Origin of the sequence: Bosea sp. NBC_00550, from assembly GCF_026020075.1 — a bacterium.
GTDB lineage: Bacteria > Pseudomonadota > Alphaproteobacteria > Rhizobiales > Beijerinckiaceae > Allobosea.
This window is the reverse complement of record NZ_CP102772.1, coordinates 1,296,641-1,316,326: the sequence shown is the minus strand read 5'-3', so window position 1 is coordinate 1,316,326 and position 19,686 is coordinate 1,296,641. Positions and strand designations below refer to the sequence as shown.

General features: G+C 63.3%; 16 protein-coding genes. 4 read left to right on the top strand and 12 right to left on the bottom strand.

Annotated elements, in window-relative coordinates; genetic code table 11:
* Positions 1 to 304 precede the first annotated feature (304 nt).
* Positions 305 to 940, top strand: a complete 636-nt coding sequence (locus NWE53_RS06165; protein WP_265053481.1) for a recombinase family protein — start codon at positions 305 to 307, stop codon at positions 938 to 940.
* Positions 941 to 1,529: 589 nt separating this feature from the next.
* Here NWE53_RS06165 and NWE53_RS06160 read toward each other — a convergent pair.
* The 10 genes from NWE53_RS06160 to NWE53_RS06115 all read right to left on the bottom strand — a co-directional run bounded on the left by NWE53_RS06160 (position 1,530) and on the right by NWE53_RS06115 (position 13,226).
* Complete coding sequence (locus NWE53_RS06160; protein WP_265053480.1) at positions 1,530 to 2,099, bottom strand: hypothetical protein; 570 nt, start codon at positions 2,097 to 2,099, stop codon at positions 1,530 to 1,532.
* Between the two features lie 47 nt (positions 2,100 to 2,146).
* A complete protein-coding gene (locus NWE53_RS06155) occupies positions 2,147 to 5,938 on the bottom strand; it encodes a hypothetical protein (RefSeq protein ID WP_265053479.1) in 3,792 nt (1,263 codons plus the stop codon).
* The gene (locus NWE53_RS06150) at positions 5,935 to 6,369 is read right to left on the bottom strand and encodes a hypothetical protein (protein ID WP_265053478.1); all 435 of its coding nucleotides are present in this window, start codon (positions 6,367 to 6,369) and stop codon (positions 5,935 to 5,937) included. Before NWE53_RS06150 ends, NWE53_RS06155 begins: the two co-directional genes overlap by 4 nt.
* A gap of 440 nt (positions 6,370 to 6,809) precedes the next feature.
* Positions 6,810 to 7,238 (bottom strand): hypothetical protein, encoded by a 429-nt coding sequence (locus tag NWE53_RS06145; protein WP_265053477.1) that lies wholly within the window; start codon positions 7,236 to 7,238, stop codon positions 6,810 to 6,812.
* A gap of 377 nt (positions 7,239 to 7,615) precedes the next feature.
* On the bottom strand, positions 7,616 to 8,761 hold the full coding sequence (locus tag NWE53_RS06140) for a tyrosine-type recombinase/integrase (RefSeq protein WP_320109555.1): 1,146 nt from the start codon (positions 8,759 to 8,761) through the stop codon (positions 7,616 to 7,618).
* Positions 8,762 to 9,487: 726 nt separating this feature from the next.
* Positions 9,488 to 10,720, bottom strand: a complete 1,233-nt coding sequence (locus NWE53_RS06135; RefSeq protein ID WP_265053475.1) for an HlyD family secretion protein — start codon at positions 10,718 to 10,720, stop codon at positions 9,488 to 9,490.
* Positions 10,713 to 11,165 (bottom strand): hypothetical protein, encoded by a 453-nt coding sequence (locus NWE53_RS06130; protein ID WP_265053474.1) that lies wholly within the window; start codon positions 11,163 to 11,165, stop codon positions 10,713 to 10,715. Before NWE53_RS06130 ends, NWE53_RS06135 begins: the two co-directional genes overlap by 8 nt.
* A gap of 109 nt (positions 11,166 to 11,274) precedes the next feature.
* Positions 11,275 to 12,057, bottom strand: coding sequence for a polyphosphate kinase 2 (gene ppk2 / locus NWE53_RS06125; protein ID WP_265053473.1), 783 nt, complete (start codon positions 12,055 to 12,057; stop codon positions 11,275 to 11,277).
* Positions 12,058 to 12,075: 18 nt separating this feature from the next.
* Positions 12,076 to 12,564: a hypothetical protein gene (locus NWE53_RS06120; RefSeq protein ID WP_265053472.1), complete on the bottom strand. Its 489-nt coding sequence runs from the start codon at positions 12,562 to 12,564 to the stop codon at positions 12,076 to 12,078.
* Between the two features lie 80 nt (positions 12,565 to 12,644).
* Positions 12,645 to 13,226: a hypothetical protein gene (locus NWE53_RS06115; RefSeq protein WP_265053471.1), complete on the bottom strand. Its 582-nt coding sequence runs from the start codon at positions 13,224 to 13,226 to the stop codon at positions 12,645 to 12,647.
* Between the two features lie 444 nt (positions 13,227 to 13,670).
* Between NWE53_RS06115 and NWE53_RS06110 the strand changes: the two genes are divergently transcribed.
* The 3 genes from NWE53_RS06110 (at position 13,671) to NWE53_RS06100 (ending at position 16,873) form a co-directional block, all read left to right on the top strand.
* Complete coding sequence (locus NWE53_RS06110; protein WP_265053470.1) at positions 13,671 to 15,488, top strand: adenylate cyclase; 1,818 nt, start codon at positions 13,671 to 13,673, stop codon at positions 15,486 to 15,488.
* Positions 15,489 to 15,751: 263 nt separating this feature from the next.
* Positions 15,752 to 16,183 (top strand): hypothetical protein, encoded by a 432-nt coding sequence (locus NWE53_RS06105; protein ID WP_265053469.1) that lies wholly within the window; start codon positions 15,752 to 15,754, stop codon positions 16,181 to 16,183.
* Between the two features lie 66 nt (positions 16,184 to 16,249).
* Positions 16,250 to 16,873: a response regulator transcription factor gene (locus NWE53_RS06100; protein ID WP_265053468.1), complete on the top strand. Its 624-nt coding sequence runs from the start codon at positions 16,250 to 16,252 to the stop codon at positions 16,871 to 16,873.
* A gap of 54 nt (positions 16,874 to 16,927) precedes the next feature.
* Here the strand turns inward: NWE53_RS06100 and NWE53_RS06095 are convergent, their stop codons facing one another.
* Positions 16,928 to 18,631, bottom strand: a complete 1,704-nt coding sequence (locus NWE53_RS06095; RefSeq protein WP_265053467.1) for a SulP family inorganic anion transporter — start codon at positions 18,629 to 18,631, stop codon at positions 16,928 to 16,930.
* A gap of 104 nt (positions 18,632 to 18,735) precedes the next feature.
* Positions 18,736 to 19,671 (bottom strand): DUF2950 domain-containing protein, encoded by a 936-nt coding sequence (locus tag NWE53_RS06090; protein ID WP_265053466.1) that lies wholly within the window; start codon positions 19,669 to 19,671, stop codon positions 18,736 to 18,738.
* Between the last annotated feature and the right edge of the window lie 15 nt (positions 19,672 to 19,686).

Here is a 19,686-nt window from a genome sequence, read left to right as displayed (position 1 = left end):
CGGATTGTGTCCCAATCGGATGCGGTTCGGGAAGCCGAGAAACTGCTCCACTACGGTCTCGCCGAGGCAGAGGCGCCCTGGCAGCGGGTGCCGCCGAGCCTCACCTATTGTCCGCTAATCGCAAATGATTGGCTCGATGAGGTAAGCGCCCATTTACAATCGGCTCTCCTTTGGCGTCGTGTCTGATAGGGTATACCGTAGCGGACACATCACAGGTGGCGCAAAACGGTGTCCGTAAGGCTTGACGCGATCCTACGGACATGCATTTCTGCGGACAATATCTCTACGGACGGAAAATGCGCCCATGCAGATCGTGTTCTATGCTCGCGTCTCAACCGCCGATCAAACCATTGCCCATCAAGAGCGGCAGGCGCGGGACGCCGGCTTCGCGATTGACCGCGTGGTCGCCGATAATGGCGTCTCCGGCGTCAGTACCCGGCTTGCCGAGCGGCCAGAGGGCCAGCGCCTGTTCGACCTGCTCCGGGCCGGGGACGTGTTGGTCGTGCGCTGGGTCGACCGGCTCGGGCGCAACTACGCCGACGTCACCGAAACGATCCGGGAGTTCATGCGACGGGGTGTGGTCATCAAGACCATCATCAACCGCATGACCTTCGACGGGGCCACGGCAGACCCGATGCAGCAAGCCGTCAGGGATGCCCTTATTGCCTTCATGGCAGCCTCGGCGCAGGCGCAGGCGGAAGCTACAAAGGCGGCACAGGCGGCTGGCATCGAGCACGCGAAGGCGAGCAATGGCAGCGCCTACAGGGGCCGCAAGCCGAGCTTTACCCGAGCGCAAATGGAAACCGTTCGGGACCTGCTGGCGCAGGATGCAGGTGTCAGCGTCATCGCCAGGACGACCGGTCTGTCCCGGCAGGCGATCTACCGGATGAAGGATGATCCCGCGGAGGCAGAGGCAGTGCTGGCAAAGTGGGGACTATAGCGCGCGGTCTACTGTTCTTCCCCGGAACCGCCGAGCACTCCAGCTTTGGTTGCATGGGGGCTCTTGCCGCCCATGGCTCATGCGCTCGCTCCCACGGGAGCCGGCTCTACAAGCGCCAACATCACGCCTTCGAGTATCAGGTACAAGTCTTCGCCCGTTGCATCATCGGGCAGCGCGGGTACACCGCCGACGCCGCACGTGAGATGGGCGAGGATGAGTTCGCTGGTGGCCTCTACAGCCGCAGCCCGGCCCGCTGGTTCTCGCATGAGTGCCCTGATCGAGGTGATATCCCGGACCGAAACCTGGGGCCGCCAGATTCGGCCGAGCCTGCGGCCATACGCCTGAGGATCAGCTCGGACTGTACGGGCCTGGGCAAAGTCGATCACGTTCCCGGGTTTCAAGTGATCAGCCTCGATGGTTTCAGGGACGAGGTCGCAAGAGAAGGCCAGTATGGATGGCACCGATCACCTTCGTCGCGAAGCCGGGCGTGACATAGATATCGCCATGCTGCGGGGCCCGAAGGTTCTTAAGCCGGCACTGCCTTCTCAGGACATCGCCCTCGGCTCCGGCATCCAGAACCCTGATCGCATTATCGGGGCTTGTCGAGCCCATGAACCCGCCGATCTTCATCTCGCTTGAACGCCGGTGAGCCTCGCACCGATCCGGCCGGTGCGCGCAGCGTCGGGTGCGGGGTTTCCCAGCGCCAACAGCGTCGTCGTCCGAACGACGGAATGCTAGTCAGCCGTCCGATGTTCCGCTCGTACCAGGCCGCCAGATCGGCTCCCCAAACCTCGGCGAGTTCGGCAGGCGTCAGTTCGTCGGGCCGTCTCGGCTCGAGCGCCGCGATGCCTTTCCGCCAGCGCTCTTGATGTTTCGGCGGCAGAAGCGGGTTGTTCACGTCGATCGGCTTGTCGTCCATCGCCTTGAGGACATCCTTCATCCGCAGCGCGCGCGGTTTGCGTCGGGTCTGCGTGTTCCGCTCCGTCGTCAGCTTCCTGAAATGCACCAGGTCGCTGATAAGGCGGGCATAGGCGGGTACGTTTTGTTGCCGCAGTTTCGCAATCACCTCGGGGCCGTGCTCCGCGACGTCGGCGGCGACGAGTTCGATGATCGAGGCGCCGAGGCGATCCCGGGCGTTGAGCAGGTTCCTTCGCTGCATGGCGGCTCTCTCCCGCGCCTGCGCGCGACGCGCGCGAGGGACGAAGTTTAACTCGTTTGGCGCGCGCCATCCACCATACACCCCGAGTTCCCGTGCCAGACCACGACAGCTGTCCCGCATTTCCGGGGACGACCTCTGCGGCGGGCTGGGGTCTCGCGCTTCAACTGGAAGCCGGCGGGGAAGTATCTGAGCGCAATGTTCTCAGCTTCCATCGGAGTGGACGCCCGCAGCCATATTCGCACGGCGTAGCGCTCGCCTGGTAACTTGAGCCGGTAGGCTGTCCAGGCACCGACCGCCAGAAGACGTTCGTACAAACTGGGCTCGCCAGGAGCGCGCTGCCCCCGCGCCATTTCGGGGTCGCCGGGCGGGGGCTCAGAAAAAGACGGCTCAACCGGGACATCTCCTAAAGAAGAGAAGGGGGAGCCCTCATAAGGAGATGTCTTCGTTGACGCCGATTTATCCCCCTCCCCGGCGTTGTTTGAGGAGCGCCGCGCGGCGGCTTTCTTCAACGCGGCGGCGCTCTCGCCCGTGACGTGTTCGAGAACCGTCCACGCACCCTTGCAGCCTGGGTCGACGGCGACGCCCCGCGCGGCGGCCTGGGCAAAAGCGTCGAGACCGCTCTCGATGGCCTCAAGCGTTAGCAGTTCATCGACTTCAAGCCCGGGTATGGGATACGACGTCAGCACATCGACCCTCACCCCGGCCCCAGGCCGTCGTGCGAGCCGGGCCCTCCCGACAGCTTGAACCAGCTCGTCATCTGTGATCATGCCGAGCAGGTCCTGCTCCAGCGGATCGGTGCGGCCGGGCACGGCCTCCTTCATCGTCCATGACCGTGCTGGATTGCTGGCATCCAGCCACTCGGCCTCGAGCAAGACGTAGTTCGCGTCTCCAGGGGGCGGCTGGCCGTCGATGATCATGGCGAGTTCCCGCAACGGGGCCGCCCCCGGCAGGGGCCGGCTGACGGTGCCAAGCCAGCTAACGTCCTTCCACGTATCAATGCCGCGAAGGGCATTGAAATGGATCAGCTCGAGGCCGTCGGGCCGTCCCCCATGCGCCGCCCACCAGTTTTCCAGTCGCTCTACAAGGAATTTTGGCCCGACAAGCAGCCCCTTGGGCGTTTTCCCGTCCTTCCGCGTCAATGCAAGGCCAATTTCGGCCCACCGTGCCAGGCGACGGAGCAGCCGCTCGCCACCGCCATCGTCCAGTGCCCGCTTCAGGTAGTGATAGGAAAATGATCGGTCCCAGACTTGCCTCACCTGGCAGGATCCGGGCGCGGGACCCGGGTCGATGCGGCGCCTGGCCGCGAGCTTGGGCAGAAAATGCACGGCAACGCGCTGACGATGTGTCGCGTCAAGGACAACGATGGGGGCTCCCCGCCACGAGGGATCCAGTTCTGCGATCCAACGAATTTGCACGCGTCTACGACAGGCCGTCGCGTCCTCTACCGCTTCTTCCGTGGCGTCCGTGAGAACCACCTTCAGATACCCGCTTTGCCGCTCTGGAGGCGCGTCAGCGCCGCGCCGCAGGGCGGCTTCTATCCCCCCGGCCGCCCTCGCCAGTGCGATCATCATGCGGTTCCATCGCACGATGTCGCGAAGCTCGGGGCGGTCGATGACCTCAAGTTGCTCCTCACCCGGATCGATGGTGACGCGGATGACGAGTTGCCACGCTGCCTTCTTCAAAGACGCGGGCGTGTGGATCGCCAGATGGGCAAACATCGGCTTCGACGCCAACCTGGCTCTGACCTTTTCGAGCACTGTTTCGAGATCACCGTAGCGGACCAGCCCCAGGGGGAGGCCTATGAGGGCTCTCGCAAAAGCTAGAAAGTCTTTGGCGGAATGACGGCGTCTGAATTCCTCGGAGTCACTCAACGGAGTGCCAGCCTTGGGCAGGGTCCGCGACGCAAGCTGCTTGCCGAGCCACTGCACGTCTCCTTCGCTTACCTCGGTCAGTGGTTCCTCGAGCCCATGGACAAGAGACAGCCAGGCGGGTTCGTCGATGATGACGAGGTCGAAGGGCGGCAGACCCATAGAACCCTTTTCACTCCCGCCAGCGACGACAAGGCCCGTCAGTTCTCCGGTTTCCGGGTCAAGCAAGGGAATGTGCGCCCTTCGCCTGCCGCGCGCGTGCCTGGGCACGGCTCTTCCCAGCAGGGAACCACCTGAGAAAAGCACCACATCGGCCTGCGACACGTCTCTCCGCTGCGCCCGATACCGGCACCGAACGGGGCCGTTTCCCTTTTCGTGCCAAGGACAATAGCCTCGCCTCGGTCCGCCACAGAGGATATCGCCGCTGCCGATGCCGGCCAGACGTAATTTGGCCCGCTCAAGATGGCGGGGACAGGCCGGTCCCACGGGGCGCCCGGCCGCCGCGTCCGCTGGCACTGACGCAGCTTCGCCGTACCAGATCTCGCATTTGCCGTCGGGCGCGATCACGGCCAACCGGTCTTTCACACCGGCCAGAAGTCGATGAGTAGGCGCGAAGTAGGCCACCCTCAAACCACTCGCGACCCCTCTCGCAATCTGCCTCAGGGCCTGTTCCGTCTTGCCGACCGCCAGCCCAATGGGCAAAGCCGTAGCGCCGGCCTCAGCGACATTGGTCTCTGTCGGTATTCTCAGGCCGGCGAGGAAGCGGGGATCGACTTTCGGGTCGGCGCTGGCCGCGTTGGCCGCCCGCAGGATACTTTGATCGAAAGCCCGTGCTATCGCTACGTCGACGATGGCCTCGAGTTCGCGCGTGAGCATAGCTTCGGCTGCGGCAAGGGTCGGTTTTTTGCGTCGTTCCCTCGCGCTGACGCCATTCTCGGGTCGCGTCTTGCGCCGCTCCTCCCGGACTACCCAGGCGAACAGCGTCCGTGCGTCACTCTTGCGAAGCTCTGCGTATTGCTGGCCTCGCTCGATCTCGGCGCGCTCGTCGATCAGCCGATCGTATTCGCTGAAGAACGGTGCCGGGTCGCAATCCGGTCCGTTCTGGTGGACGTAGTGTCCAACTGCGCTCTTCGTCAGGAGAAAATAGCCCGCGGCGCCGCCCATTCTTTCGAGGCAGTCTCGCCAGGCCGAGGGCGCTTTGCTGCTGCCGCCCGCCCGATCGCCCTGCCGCCAGCGCCCGCTCCCGGGATTGAGGGAGGCATGGGACGGGACCGCTATCGACCGCCACGCCCCCCGGATGAAATGCCATCGTCCGACGCCTTGCTTCGCGACGGGATCTGGTGCGCCGATAAACATCGGCGCGGCAATGTAGATCGGCTGGGCTATCTGGGCGACGCTCGGGTCAACGATGGTCCGGCCGGCTTCCGCTGACAGGGATTTGATCCAATCTGTGCGATGCGCGGCGCCGATTTCGCTGTCGAGCCAGAACCAGAGATGCACCCTGACTTTCCCGGGTGCCGTCGCAAAACTCGCCGAGAGAAACATCAGGCAGTCGGCTTTGCGAAAGACTTCGGGCAAATCGGCTGTGGCATGCCGATGCAGGTCCTCGACCGGAAATTGAGCCGCATCGATCGGTCCCAGAGACGGTAGTGTGTCACGGTCGAGGATGATCATGGGACGGGGGACATCACGGATCGTCCTCCGGGACCCGTGGGCCGCGCTCGACAACCGACGTTGCGGTATTCCGGGTGTTTGATCGATCGGCTCGCCCAGGATGGCAAACTCGTTCGGTGCGGCGTCCCTGAGCGCCTCTCCGAGCGATCGAAGCCCGTCGACCGGTTGCGTCCGCATGGTGAACATGCGGCCCGGCCTCAAGTCGCCCGTCTGAACAAACACTCCGTCGGTCCACAGGTAGGTCTTTGACCGGGGTCGCTGGTCAGTGCCTTGAAGAAATGTGATCTCGGCGCTCATGCCGGCCACAATCCCACCCGGGCGAGAATACGCTTGACCTGGTCGACCTGCTTTGGGCTGAGGACCTTGGTTTCCTCGGTCAGGATACGCGCTACGAAGCCCATCTCATGCGAAGACAGCATTCGCCAAAAGGGCTCTTCGTGGATCGCGCGACCTAGCAGTCGTCGCCAGTCATTGGGTAAACCGGAGGGCTTGGCTGACGAGCCTCGGGAATTGCCTTGGCGCCGAGCCGAAGACGTCGTGCCAGGTGAGCTGCCTTGCGGCTCTATTCCAATGATGCCGAATAACAATTCGTTGATTGACCAGCTTCGCTTTGCCGCGGCCTGGCGGAGCACTCTCACCGCTGCCATGACCTCGCCCTCGTAGGGGCTCTCAAGGCGCGAGCAGACCTTCAGGAGCTTGGCGCGCTCCTGGTCCCAAAGTTCGTCCATGGGGCTCTCCTGAGGAAAGCCGCGCTCAGGCGGGTGGTTGCACCAAGGGTGTGGTCCGCTGCGAGGCCCAAAAGGGGGCGCAGCGGTTGCGGACTATCTGGTCCTGTGCCCGGGCTGTTGTCGGGCGACGGCCCCTTCGCCGGCTGCCTCGATAAGCGCGTCGATGTCGCTGACGCGCCAGACGGTCCGCCCGCCCAGCTTGACGGGCTTGGGGAACTCGCCGGCTCGAACGCCGGCCCACCACCGGCTCGCGCTGACGGGGATCGGGCCGCCATTTCGGCCGAGTATCTGATTGGCAGTCACGAAGCCCGTGGCGGGCCAGAGGCTGCACTGAACCGGGGCTCGAGGCTTGGTCTGCAAGCTGGCTGCGATGGACATTGGCATGCACTCTCGTGGACTGCTGTGCATGCTGGCGTCTCGCGACAGTCCGAAAAACAGCTTTAAAATCGGCGGCGCAAATTGTCCCGTATGGTCTTGAGTGCCGGTGCCGGTGCTGTCGGATGGCAGGCCTCGAACCATGCGCGAAGTGCGACGGCTTCCTCCGGCACACTTGCTTTTGCGTTTCCTTCGAATTTTCGCCGCTGATGTTCTTCGAGGATGAGAGGGATCGCCGTCGGGCGGCCTCTTTTACCCGTTCGCAAGCGGACGTCCCTTTGACGGGAGGCTTCTGCTAACAGCCACCCCCTAAAAGCCTTCTTTTCCAGGAAGATCGGGCTTCCACCGACTGAGGGGCCAGGGCTGGAGTCAGGATCGACAAAAGTTTCGAGGCCGGGGAACCAACCCGAAGTCAGCCAGGAGTTCCGGTCGGCGATCTCACCAAAATGCGACCCGTCTGGGTGATAAGCGAAGGCTCGGAGAAGCCCGTCCATCAAAGCCTTTCGCATAACCTGGTCAACGCGACGTCTCGCATCCTCATCTCTCTCAAGCGCTTCCCAGCTAGCCCTTCTTAGAGTGGTGGCTCTCCCGTCTCCGGTCTTCAGTTCGCCACTTCGACGAACGACCGCGATCCCTCTTGCCCGGTCTCGGACCGTCACTCGTTCGAATTGGTGAACGTCAGGATCTAGCTCTCCCGGTGAAAGGCAGATCGCTCGATAGTGGTCCACGCTTCGGCAGCAAGGTCCTTTGCGAGCTGCTTGACGTTCTCCAACGCCGCGAGGGTTTGGTCGAATGCGTCTCTGAGCCCAATGTGGCCGCTCGGGATAGGTAAGTCAGTTCGATCTGAGCACCGCATTGGCGTCTCCAGCCCTCAGCCCCGCAAGAACGTTGCCCAGGCTTCCATCAACTCCCGGCGCCGCTCGAGCAGGTCGCCTCGCCGGTAAGCCGCCTCGACCTTGTTCGAGACTACATGCGCCAGTGCCATCTCGCAGACTTCGTGAGAAAAGCCGGTGCGCTCCGATGCCCAGTCACGGAATGTCGATCGGAAACCGTGCACCGTCACGTCTTCACGGTTCATCCGCCGCAAAAGCATCTCCATCGCCATGACGCTGAGCGGTCGGCCAGTCTTCCGGCCCGGAAACACGTATGGGCTCAGATGGCTTCGCAGCGCGGCCGCCCGCTCAAGGAGGGCGAGTGCGCTCCCGGACAGCGGAACCCGATGCTCCCGGCTGGCCTTCATGCGTTCCCGTGGCACGATCCACATCCGCCCGGGGATATCGATCTCGTCCCAGGTCGCACCAAGGACCTCACCCGATCGGGCGGCTGTCAGAATGCAGAACTCAAGTGCCCAGGCCGCAACCGTGTCGCGCTTGCGCACCTCGGCGAGGAACGATGGCGTCTCATCGATCGACATCGCGGCATGATGACCACGGCTCAGAACCTGCCGCTTTGGCAGGAGGTGGTCGAGGTGGCCGCGCCAGCGTGCCGGGTTTTCGCCGGACCGAAAGCCCTTGGCCTTCGCCGCGTCGAGAACCTTCTCGATGCGCCCCCGCAGGCGGCTCGCGGTCTCGGGCTTCAGGACCCAGATCGGCTGCAGCACCTTTAGCACGGCTGCCGTGTCTACCCTGTCGACGAGCGTCGCGCGGATAGCTGCTGCATAGGTGGTGAGCGTCATCACCCACTGGGCGCGATGCTTGGCATTCTTCCAGGCTGGCGACATGGCGGTGACGACGTCGTCGGCCATCGCGCCGAAGTTCGGAACGGCGCGCTCGACGGAGCGCTTCTCAAGTGGGTCCTCGCCCGCGGCCTGCGCCGCGCGGGCCTTCGCTGCGAGTTCTCGGGCGCGCGCCAGGGATACGCCCCGGCACGAGCCCAGGCCCATCTCCCGCAACCTGCCCGCCTGTCGAAACAGGAACACCCAGCGCCGAGCGCCCGACTTGTCGACGACAAGATAGAGGCCACCGCCGTCGGCATGCCTTCCGGGCTTCTCGATGGTCTCGACCTTGCGCGCCGACAACCGGTTTATCTGCCTACCCGCCATCTCTCTACCCTAACTTCTACCCCAACAATGCGCGGCGATTGCATAGGAGAGCATAGGACTGATACGGAGACAGCGTCCAAATTATTGTTGTTTTTCAACGCCGATTGCGACGAAGATGGTGCTGTGTGGACACAGGTATGGCGGACACCCCTTCCGCCATGGCGTGGGTTTTTCTGTAAGTGTAGAAAATCTCAGAGAAAAGCCCGAAGCTACAGCACCGGGGCGCTACACCGGGGCGGAGATGAGATGCCTGGGCGCCTCGTGACGCGGCACGGACTCTACTATTTCCGAATTATCCGGCCGCCTTGCAGGTCCTGTTCGGCGAGAGCGCGTGGCACAACAGCGCGGACATTCTCGAATGGCCTAACGATGAAGCCGAGCACATTTGACGCCGTCTTTGGGGCCGGCCGGCGGAGCCTGGATCGGTCTCCGCCGGCCAGCCAAGTTCACAGCGTCTGCAAAAGCCGGCGGTCGCGCCGAATCGATCGACCCCTCGCCTGATCGTGGTCCACGAGGCGCATGTCACATCGCTGCGCGTCTGATACCGACTGAGCGGGGCAGCGCAGTGTGCGAGGCTTGAGGACGACTGCCTTGAGGCGCTTCGCGCCCCCTTCGCGGATCGCCCTCGCGACCGGATAGGAATGGATGATCCGACCGGCCATCTGCCAGACACAATTAAACCCAGGATTCGCGCCGGTCGATTTAATGGCCGCCAAACACCAGCGACTGGATCGGCAGTATGAGCGCTTGAATGCGCAGCAGAAGCGCGTGAACAAGGCCCACTGCGTCGACGGCGTGGAGCACGATCTTTCGCGTCGTCGAGAGCTTTCCGGAAACGATCAATTCGTGGTTGCTGGAATAGGCGTTGGCTATGCAGGTGCTGCCCGGCGTGACGCCATCCAGCCCATCGGCATAAAGTGGCTCAAGGAAGGCCAGCAGGGTGCCTGGCTTCGAGATCTGCTGCGCGTCGACCAGTTGCTCGCCAGCGCGCAACTGGCCCGCGGCAATGAAATCCTGCACATGCGTCACCACCATCGGGATGACGACCCAGGGCTTTGACATACAGGTCACTTCGGCGACCATGCCGACCTTCATGACCTGTGCCTCGATCTGCGAGAAGCCGGCCTGCAAGGCGACGCGTCCGGCCTCCTCGGGGATCAGCACGCCAGCTGGCCGCAACAGGGGATTGACGACGTCGCCGACGCGCAGCGTGAACTGCTCGATGCGTCCGTTCACCCCGGCCCTGACGATCGTCCTGTCGAGATCCGTCTGCGCCTGTGCGAGAGCGGCTTCGGCGCTCGCCTTCTCGGCCGGCAGCAGGGTCGTGATCCGGGCTTGCGCCGTCTCCTTTGCCGCGACGACGGCCGCGAGGGCAGCCTCGCGGCCGGCCGTCAGATTCTCGAGCCGTTCGATCTCGCGCCTGGCGACGATGTCATCGTTGCGACGCCGGAGTTCCTGCTTGGTCTCAAGTTCATCGAGCGCCTGCTTGTAGGCGCTCCTGGCCTCGAGGATCTTGCTCTCGTCAGCCAGAATCTCGGCCTTGGCGACAGTGATCGCTGCCTCGGTCTCCACAATCTTGCGCCGCGCCACCTCGAGGGCCGCCTGCTGCCTGCTGCTGTCGAGCCGGAAGATCGGATCTCCCTTTGCGACGGTGCCGGTGATGCCGACATTGATCTCCGCGACGCGTCCGTTCGTCTCAGGAACGATGGGGACGGTCCGGAAGAACAGGGTGGCGTTGGTCGTGGACGGGTGGTTGTAGAAGATCACCGTGATCAGGCCGATCGTGAGCATCAGGCAGGCTGTGATGCCCCATCGCAGTTCGAACCAGACCGAATAGAAGGTGATTTCCTTGCCGAGGCGCTTACCCTGCCCATACCGCCGGTAGAGGTAATCGGGGACGATCGTCAGCAGCGAGCAGACCAGAAGTTCAAGCATGCCCCTGCCCTCCTTCATGGGCGGTGGAGCCCACCTTCTCGATGGGTCTGGGGTCAGGCTGCGCTTGGGCGGCAGCATCGTCCCCTCCCGTCGAACGCGGCGCCACCCCGGCGATACGTTCGAGCGCGTGCGCCATTCTGCCGAACAGCCCCGAAAAATCCGGGATTTCGATCAAGGCGAGCAACAAGCCCGCCACCCAGAACAGATGCACGTGGGTGAAGAGGGCGAGCAGGCCTAGCACGGCCACGATCTCGAACTGCAGCTTCTGGGATTTATGCGCCATCCGCTCGGGAAGGGTGTGCAAGCGCAGGAAAAGCAGGCCCACGCCTAGCACCGCCAAGAGCAGAAACACTCCTGTGACGATCATCAGCGTGTCGGTCTCGCCCGGCGCGGTGATGAAAGCCGGCAGATGGTGCGGCGCCAAAGGGTGGAGGCCAGCTGCCATGCGAAATCCCCAATGCAGGCAAAACGTCGTACGACGGCGATCTTCGCAAAAGGTTTCGCCGAAACCATTCTGCAATTCTACGCGATCGCAAAACAACAGAATTCTAACTCTAACCGATCCAGTTCCGTGCGAAATCGAGCTCCTCGGGGCCGTTCGATTTCTGCCGTTTCGGGAGTTTTACCTTGTGTCGGCGCGGCGCCTCATACGGAATGGAGCCGAGAATATGAGAGATGACATTGAGCCGCGCCTGGCGCTTGTCGTCGGAGTGGACGGCGTACCACGGCGCCCACGACGTATCGCTGGCGCGGAACATCTCGTCGCGCGCGCGCGAGTAATCAGACCAGCGCGAGTATGACTTCAGGTCCATCGGAGAAAGCTTCCATATCTTCCTGGGGTCATTGATGCGCTCCTGCATGCGGCGCGTCTGCTCATCCTGACCGACTTCGAGCCAGTACTTCAGAAGAATCGTGCCGGAATCGACGATGGCCTTCTCGACGCCGGATACGCTCTGAAGAAACCCCTTGGCCTGGTCTTCCGTACAGAAGCCCATAACCCGCTCGACGCCCGCACGGTTGTACCAGCTGCGATCGAAGATCACGATTTCGCCCGCTGCCGGCAGATAGGGCAGGTATCGCTGGACATACATTTGCGAGCGCTCACGCTCGGTCGGGGGCGGCAGGGCGACGACCCGGAAGACCCGTGGGCTGACCCGCTCCGTGATGGCCTTGATCACACCACCCTTGCCGGCACCATCGCGCCCCTCGAAGACGATGCAGACCTTGCCGCCGGCATGCTGCGCCCATTCCTGGAGCTTGACCAACTCCTCGTGCAGGTCACGCAGCCTGCGTTCATAAGGCTTTCTTTTCAGGGGCTCGCCAGCATCGGCTTTCATGGCCGGCCTCCGTCTGCGCTAGGACCAACTGAGATAGAAAGCGACATCGCCGGGCAAGCCGCCCGGCCAGTCGATGATGATCGCGCGAAGCTTGTAATTGGCAGGCTGCAAATGTTCCTTCCAGAACTCATAGGCTTGCCGCGGCCTTCCCGTCAGCGTCGTCGGCCAATCGGGTTCGGCATTGTTGATCGACCGGCCCTTATCCGTGCAGAGCGCGCTCGGAAAGCGCATGACGAGAACCTCCGTCTCCCCTCGCCCGGCTGCCATGCGGGTCTTGTTCGCCAGGCTCTGCTTGACCTCGGCGATCTTCTCGGGCGTTACGGCGATCTCCTTCTGCAAGGTGGCGACCAGCTTCCGGCGCGCCTCCTCGGCCTTGTCCATGGCGCCGACCATCTTGGAGGCCTTGGCCATTTCGAGGTCGGTCATGTAGGCCCGCAGATCATCGGCGGACATGAAGCTCTCGTCGGCCAGCGTGTCGGCCTTCAGGTTTTCGTGTGCGATCGACATCGCTGAGAACTCCTCTCCTGATCGCTGCTCTTGCCTGAGGTCGACCGCCTCGTGCTTCGCGCGCGGCAGAGCCGACGGGCTCAGTTTTTCTGGAAATGGAAGCCTTCGGCGAAGGTCAGCTCGACCATGTCGCCGCGCTTCAGGCGCCTGAGATCCATTTTGATATCGGGGTCGACGACCTGATGGGTCCGCGGCCCCGCCGGGCCGACATAGTTCACGATCCCGGTTGCCGGATCGAAACTCTCGAAGCGCGCAGTGAGCGTCAGCGAGCGGACGACATATTTGTCGGGCAGGTTCTGGAAGGGCGGGCCGCTGACCGCTTCGGTATAGACTATGCCTGGCTTGGCCCCCTTCCTGGCGCGTCTCGCGCTAAGGACCACGCCTTCGACGCGTCGGATTTCGACCCGGTCACCGGCACGGATGTTCTGCAGGTCGCCGAAGAGTTCCGGCACCAGCACAGCCCAGCTGCGGCTGCCCTGCCGGACAACCACCATGCGTTCGGCCGGCATGACGTCGACGACCTCCACATTGAGCTGTTCGACCTCGACCGGCCCGACGCCGGCAACGATCACGGTTTGGCTGGTCACCGTGGGATAGGTGGCGCACCCCGCGACCACTGCCGCCAGCGAGACGGCGAAGATCCAGTTCATGTGCTTGGACATTGGAATTCTCCACGTTTCAAAAGCCAGGCGCGTTCAGTTTTGGCGGGGTTCTCTCGACGGGGCCTCGCGCTCGTGAAGCACTTGCCGAAGTTCCGCTTCCAGCCCGTCGATGATATGCGTGTATTCGAGACAGCGAGCGGCGGCCCCGGACTCTTCTGACTCTTGCCAAAGCCGTAGAGTGGCCTCCGCCTCGGCGAGATCTCCGCACAAACCGCGGAAGCTTTCGCTGAACAGCACCAATTCCTCGATGGCCTTCTTGTGCCTCGGCAACCGTCGGATAGCTGCCTGAACGCCTGGGTCCATTGGGGCGAGCTCCCCCTGCGAATGCCCACAATTAGCTGGTCGCCACCGCGGAATGGGAGTAACTAACGGGAGATTACACAGATATGGCTGCTGTTTGCGACTTGGTTCGAGCGTGGATTCTTGGTCAGGGGGGCCAATTCCATGGAACTGCCACCGTCCATCTGCCCGGATATTGATGGCTCGCGCGTTCAAAACGCGCTGGAGCCAAGCGAAATCGACGTCCGCGCAGAATTGGAGCGAATTTTAGCCAGCGCTCAGTTCAGCGTACCGGAGCGGGTACGGCAATTCCTGATCTATGTGACCAACGAGACGCTCCAAGGACGTGGGGATCGCATCAAAGCGTATTCGATCGCCGTGGAAGTCTTCGGCCGCAGCGAAAACTTCGATATTCGGAACGATCCGGTCGTTCGCATTGAGGCCGGCCGGTTACGACGGGCCCTGGAGCGTCATTACCTCCTCAGCGGAAGCGCCGACCCGGTCGTGATCGAAATTCCGAAGGGTGGCTATGTGCCCCACTTCCATTGGCGACCGAAGCCGCTGGAAAACCAGGAACATGAGCCGCAACGCCCACCTCCCGGACAGAGCGAATCCAGCCCGTCCATGGTCGCGTGGCTGAACCGTTCGTGGTTGGCAGGTTGCGTGGCTGCAATGGCAGCGATCGTCGCCGTCTTGCTGATCCGCATGCCGACATCCTCGACGCCCGAGCTTTCCGGGACACGGGCTGCCCAGCCCGAGGGACCGTCCCTGGTCGTCAGGCCCTTCGCCAACCTGTCGAGAAATCCCGAACTCGATTTTTACGTGGCAGGGCTTGGTGAGGAGCTGTTGTCCCAGCTTGCGCGCTTCAAGGAACTGACGGTGTTCGGGCGGGAGACCGCGGACACGATCTCGCCGACGGCCTCGGCGGCAGAGATCTGGCAACGGTTCGGCAGCCGCTTTGTCCTGGAAGGCGGCGTCCGCTTGTTCGAGGGCAAGCTCAGGGTGACCAGCCGCGTTCTCGACGGCGAGACGTCCGCCATCGTCTGGTCTGGTTCTTACGATGCCGATCCACAGGCCAATAACCTCGTCGACATCGAAGCGATGATAGCCTCGAAAGTCGCTACGGCGGTCGCACAACCCTACGGCATCATCTTCAGCACACCGCCACGACCGACGCAGCTACGAGGTGTGCAAAGCCTTGAAACATATCAGTGTTTATACCGCTTCTATCTTTATCGCACCGTGCTCGATCCGAGCGCGCATGCTCAGACGCGCGACTGCCTCGAGCAGATCACGGCGCGCTATCCCGAGCACGCAACCAGCTGGGCCATGTTGTCCTATATCTATCTCGACGAGGATCGCTTCCAGCTGAACCGGCGGCCGGGTCCGCCAAGCCCCACCGAACGGGCGCGAGAGGCCGCGGAGCGCGCCGTGCGCATCGATCCGGAGAATGTCCGGGCGCTACAGGCCTTGATGGCCGTCCTCTACTTCAGCAAGCAGCCGGCCGAGGCTCTCCGGATCGGCACCCGGGCGCTGCAGCTCAATCCCAACGACACGGAACTGCTCGCGGAGTTCGGCAGCCGGGTGGCACAGGCCGGGGACTGGCCGCGTGGCGCGGCTCTCATCGAGGAGGCGTTGTCAAAGAACCCCGGTCATTCCGGCTATTATACCGGGCTCCTGGCTCTGGCCGCCTATATGGAAGGAGACGATATACGAGCCGCCGATCTGATCCGGCGCGCCAACCTGCGCCAGTTCTCGATCTATCATTTCGTCGCTGCCCTCATCTTCTCGCGCCTGGGACTCCAGGCGGAGACCGGCCAATACCGGGCCGAATTCCTGAAGCAGCGGCCGGATTTCTTCAAAGATTTCGACGCGGAACTCGATGCGCGCAACTTCAATGCGCGCGATCGCGCCATCCTGCGGCGCGGCGCAATTCAGGCCGGCTTTCCGGTGCGATCGAGCCTCGTCGCAGAAACCAAGTAGCGGTCGAAATCTGCCGCTACCGGCAGTGGCAACCAGCGCGCTGCGCACGTAGCCAACTGTAACTTACTACCCGCGAGGCCGTTTGCGGCATTGATTGATCCCCCAAGGGAACTGCGCGGGTAGCCAGACATGCCCCCCTCATCGACGAGAACGCCTGAGCCAGCGCGGCTCACGGCCTACCGGTTCTGGTCGTCTCGACAAGGGCGTTCGGAACGGAACGCACCGACTGCCAAGCCGAGCTCACGCAAGATGCGGAGGCCTTTATGATCGTAGTGAACCGTCGCCTTTGCCTGTTCGCCCTGATCATGGCGGCAGCTCCGTTGCAGATTGCGCGGTCGCAAACGAGCGGCATCCAGGGAGCCTGGATCGAGGAAGGGACGCCCTGTGCCAGCGTTTTCGTGCCTACCAAGAATGCGGTTGACTTCAAGCGGCCTGCAAGCGCCTTCGCACCGGCTTTCATCATCGCGCCTCGGCGTCTCTCGACTCCCCTGGCGAACTGCCGGGTCGTCGGCGTCATCCCGAGCGGAGAGCGAAAGATCGTTCGGCTCAGCTGCACGACTTCGATCGCAACAGACTCTGCCCGCGTCATACTCGCTCCCTCTAACGATGGCGGCCTTTATCGTTTCAACGCCGTGGATGGCGGCATCACGTCGAGATACCGCCTTTGCAATCGGGACGCTTTGAAATCGCCCTAGAATCGCAACCACTCTCCGGCGGCTCCGCCGATTGCGGGCGCCGGCATGGAATTCGGGGGAATACCAATGTCAGATCTCATCTATGTCGTGGACGGTGACACGGAATCTCACAGCGGGATCGACGACCTGCTCCGGGCCTGCGGCTATCGGACAAAGGCCTATGGCAGCACGGACGAGATTCTCGAGCAGATGCCGGAGCGGGACAGCGCAGGCTGCATCGTCATCGACGTGCAGCGTCGCGACAACGCGGCGCCCGATCTCTTCGACCGCCTGAGCAAGGCTGGATCGAACCTGCCCGTCATTTTCCTCGCCGAGCATAGTGACGTTCGGGCCGGCGTGCGGGCGATCAAGGCCGGCGCCGAGGATTTTTTCACGAAGCCGGTACCGTGTGAGGAATTCATCGGAGCCATCGCTCGCGCGATCGCGCGGCATCGTCTGACCAACGAGCAGGACAGCTGGCTTCAGGACGCGATGGCGCGGCTCAAGATGTTGACCCGGCGCGAGCGCCAGGTCTTCGACCTTGTCGTGCGCGCCAAGATGAACAAGCAGGTCGCCTTCGAGCTCGGCACGACCGAGCGAACGGTGAAAGCCCACCGTCACAACCTCATGGAGAAGATGCAGCTCCGCTCGGTGGTCGAACTCGTATCCTGTGCCGAACGGCTCGGCCTCCTCAAGCCCAGTAGTATCTAGACCGGGGCGTCTCCGGCCGGCTCCGCCACAAGGGCGAACGGGTGAAACACTCGGCTAGAGTATTTGCTCCGGCTTGGGACGGCGGGATCTTTCCCCTGCGAGCGCGCGGACCGCATCCTCGAGATCCTCGAACACTGGCGTCCCCTCCGGCCCTTCAAAGAAACCTGCGCGCCTCAGGATCTCCCGGGGCTCGTTGTGCAGTTCCGCCAAAGCGAGCTTAAGGCCCTTCGCGGCCAGACTCGGCCGCAGGCCCCCGAGCATGGCGGCAGCCGTCGAGTCGATCTGCGCGATCGCGCTCGCATCGAGTACCAGCCACCTCGTGTCCGGCGGAGCATTCTCCGCGATGCTCTCGAAACGGGAGCGGACATGATCCGCATTGAAGAACAGAACGCTGCCCTGGACCATGAACAGCATGAGCCCGGGTAGAGGCACGGCATTCGCCGTCCGATGAAGTTTGTAGAACCCTGGCCGGCCAGGGATGCGGCCGAGCAATGCATCACGCGGACGCATCTCCTTGAGAAGGACATGGAGCAGGGTGCCGGCAATGGCGATGACGACGCCGTTGAGCACGCCCAGGCTGATGGCGCCCCACATGCTGATGAGGGCGAAGGCGAACTCCATGCGGCTGACCCGCCAGATTTCCCGAAGACCCGAGACATCGATCAGGTTCAGGGCGGCGAAGGCCAGGATCGCGCCCAGCGCGGGATTTGGCAGAAGGCGCAGCGCATCGTTGAAGTAGAGCAGCAGTACCGTCAAAGCTAAGGCCGCCACCAGCCCGGAAAGCTGCGACCGGGCGCCGGCGGAGATATTTATTGCCGTGCGCGAATCCGACACCGTGATCGGAAACCCGCTGAACAGGCCGGAGAAGATGTTGGCGGCACCCAGCCCCGCCAGCTCCCGGTCGGCATCGACCTCGAACTTGTCCTTCGCCCCGAAACTGCGCGCTGCGACAAGACCCGAGCTGACCCCGACCAGCCAGATCGCCCCGGCTCCAAGCAGGAGATCCTTGACGGGCAGCCCGGTCACATCGGGAAGGGATAGCGCCGGCATCGTGCTCGGCAGCGCTCCGATCACCTTCATGCCGCGGCCCGCGAGATCGAACAACGCGGATATCAGCCCCGCAACGACGACCACGAGCAGAGGCCCAGGCACTGGCGAACGAAAGCGCGCCGACAGCGCGAGCAACAGGAACATCGCACCGGCGAACACAACCGACGGCCAATGGATCAGGCCCGCTTTCTTGACGATCTCGAGCAGCGGGAGCACGAGCCCGTCGGCTTCGATGCGTACGCCGGTCAATCGCCCGATCTGGCCGATGAGGATGGAGACCGAGATGCCGCAGATGAAGCCGATCAGGATCGGGCGTGAGAGGAACGACGCCACGGGGCCGAGGCTGAGCTTGCTGCCGAGGACGCACAGTACGCCGACCATCAGTGCGAGCGCGGCCGCGGCGGCGACGCGATCCGTCGGGTTGTCCAGCGGGAGGTTCGCAAGTGTGGCGGCCAGCACCGTCATGGTCGGCGCGTCTGGCCCTACGACTATCTTACGAGACGGCCCGAACAGCGCATAGCCCACCAGCGGCAGGATGCTCGCATAGACGCCGGTCTCCGCGGGGAGGCCGGCAATCGCGGGGTACGCGACGGCACTGGGAATGGCGACAGCCGCCACGGCAAGACCCGCCGTGATGTCGAAGCGCAGCCATTGCAGGCTGTATCCCCGCAGGCCGCTCGGAACCGGGAGCCCGTCAATCATCGGCATCTCTCCGGGCCGGTGTCCGCAAGCGGCGCGGGAAAGCTCGACAAGGACCCGTGGCATGCCGCAGTTGGCTTCTCGCGCTTGTCGCGCGGGGCTGCCATGGGTTCCTACGGCTTTTCGGGCGTCACCTTCTCCCAGCCCTTGCCTGGGTCGAAGCTCCGCATGCGGGCCGCAATGCTCCGCGTGTCGGGGCCGAGATCCTTCTGATACAGCGTTCCGGCGTGGCTGATCATGAAGCTCGTCAACCCTGAGCGCGCATACTCGGCCGGATAGGCCAGCAGGCCGAACCCGCCGATCATCTTGCCTCCCGCAATGTAGTCGACCGCTCCTCCGGGAGCGGCAGGGCCCTGGCTCTTCAAGATCTTGAAATAGTAGCCATGGAAGGGTTGCCGCGTCTGCGCGGCTACATAGCCTTCGGCTGCCGCCCGGCCGGCGAGTTCGCCCAGCGGGCTCGGCGCCTCTCCCGATGCAGTGGGCCAGTAAAGGCCGTCATGGGTTTCCGGTTGGCTGACGATCCGTTGCGCATAGGTGCCGACGGGTTGGCCGTCATGGCTTTGGGATGCGTATTCATATTGGGCGTCGAGAACCGCAAGGGAGGTCTGCATGGCGGCAAGCTCGTTCTGACCGATGCGCCGCGCAACCATTTCACGGCGCCCTGCTTCGACCAGGAACGTCCAGCCGCCGCGTGTCTCGACCATCGGGATCGGGAATGGAAACGAGTCCGGCCCGACCAGAAGCGTTGCCGTCCGGCCGGTCTCAACGATCGAATGCCGGGCATCGTAGGCTGCGACGAAACGTTCACGATCATTCGAATCGCGCACCGGGTCACCGGAGGTGACGATATCCCGACCATACAGGCCAAGAATTGAATACAAGCGCGTCGCTTTGCTCTCACGCAACGCCGTCACCAGCGCCGCGGCGGCTTCGGTTGGCGACACGAAAACTTCCTGCGCCCTTGCAGGCGAAGTGATTGCAACGAGTCCTGCCGCGCCCCCGCAAAGCAGCCGCGAGAGGAGATGCAAGGCTATCAGCCCTCTGATCATGGCACTGCATCCTGT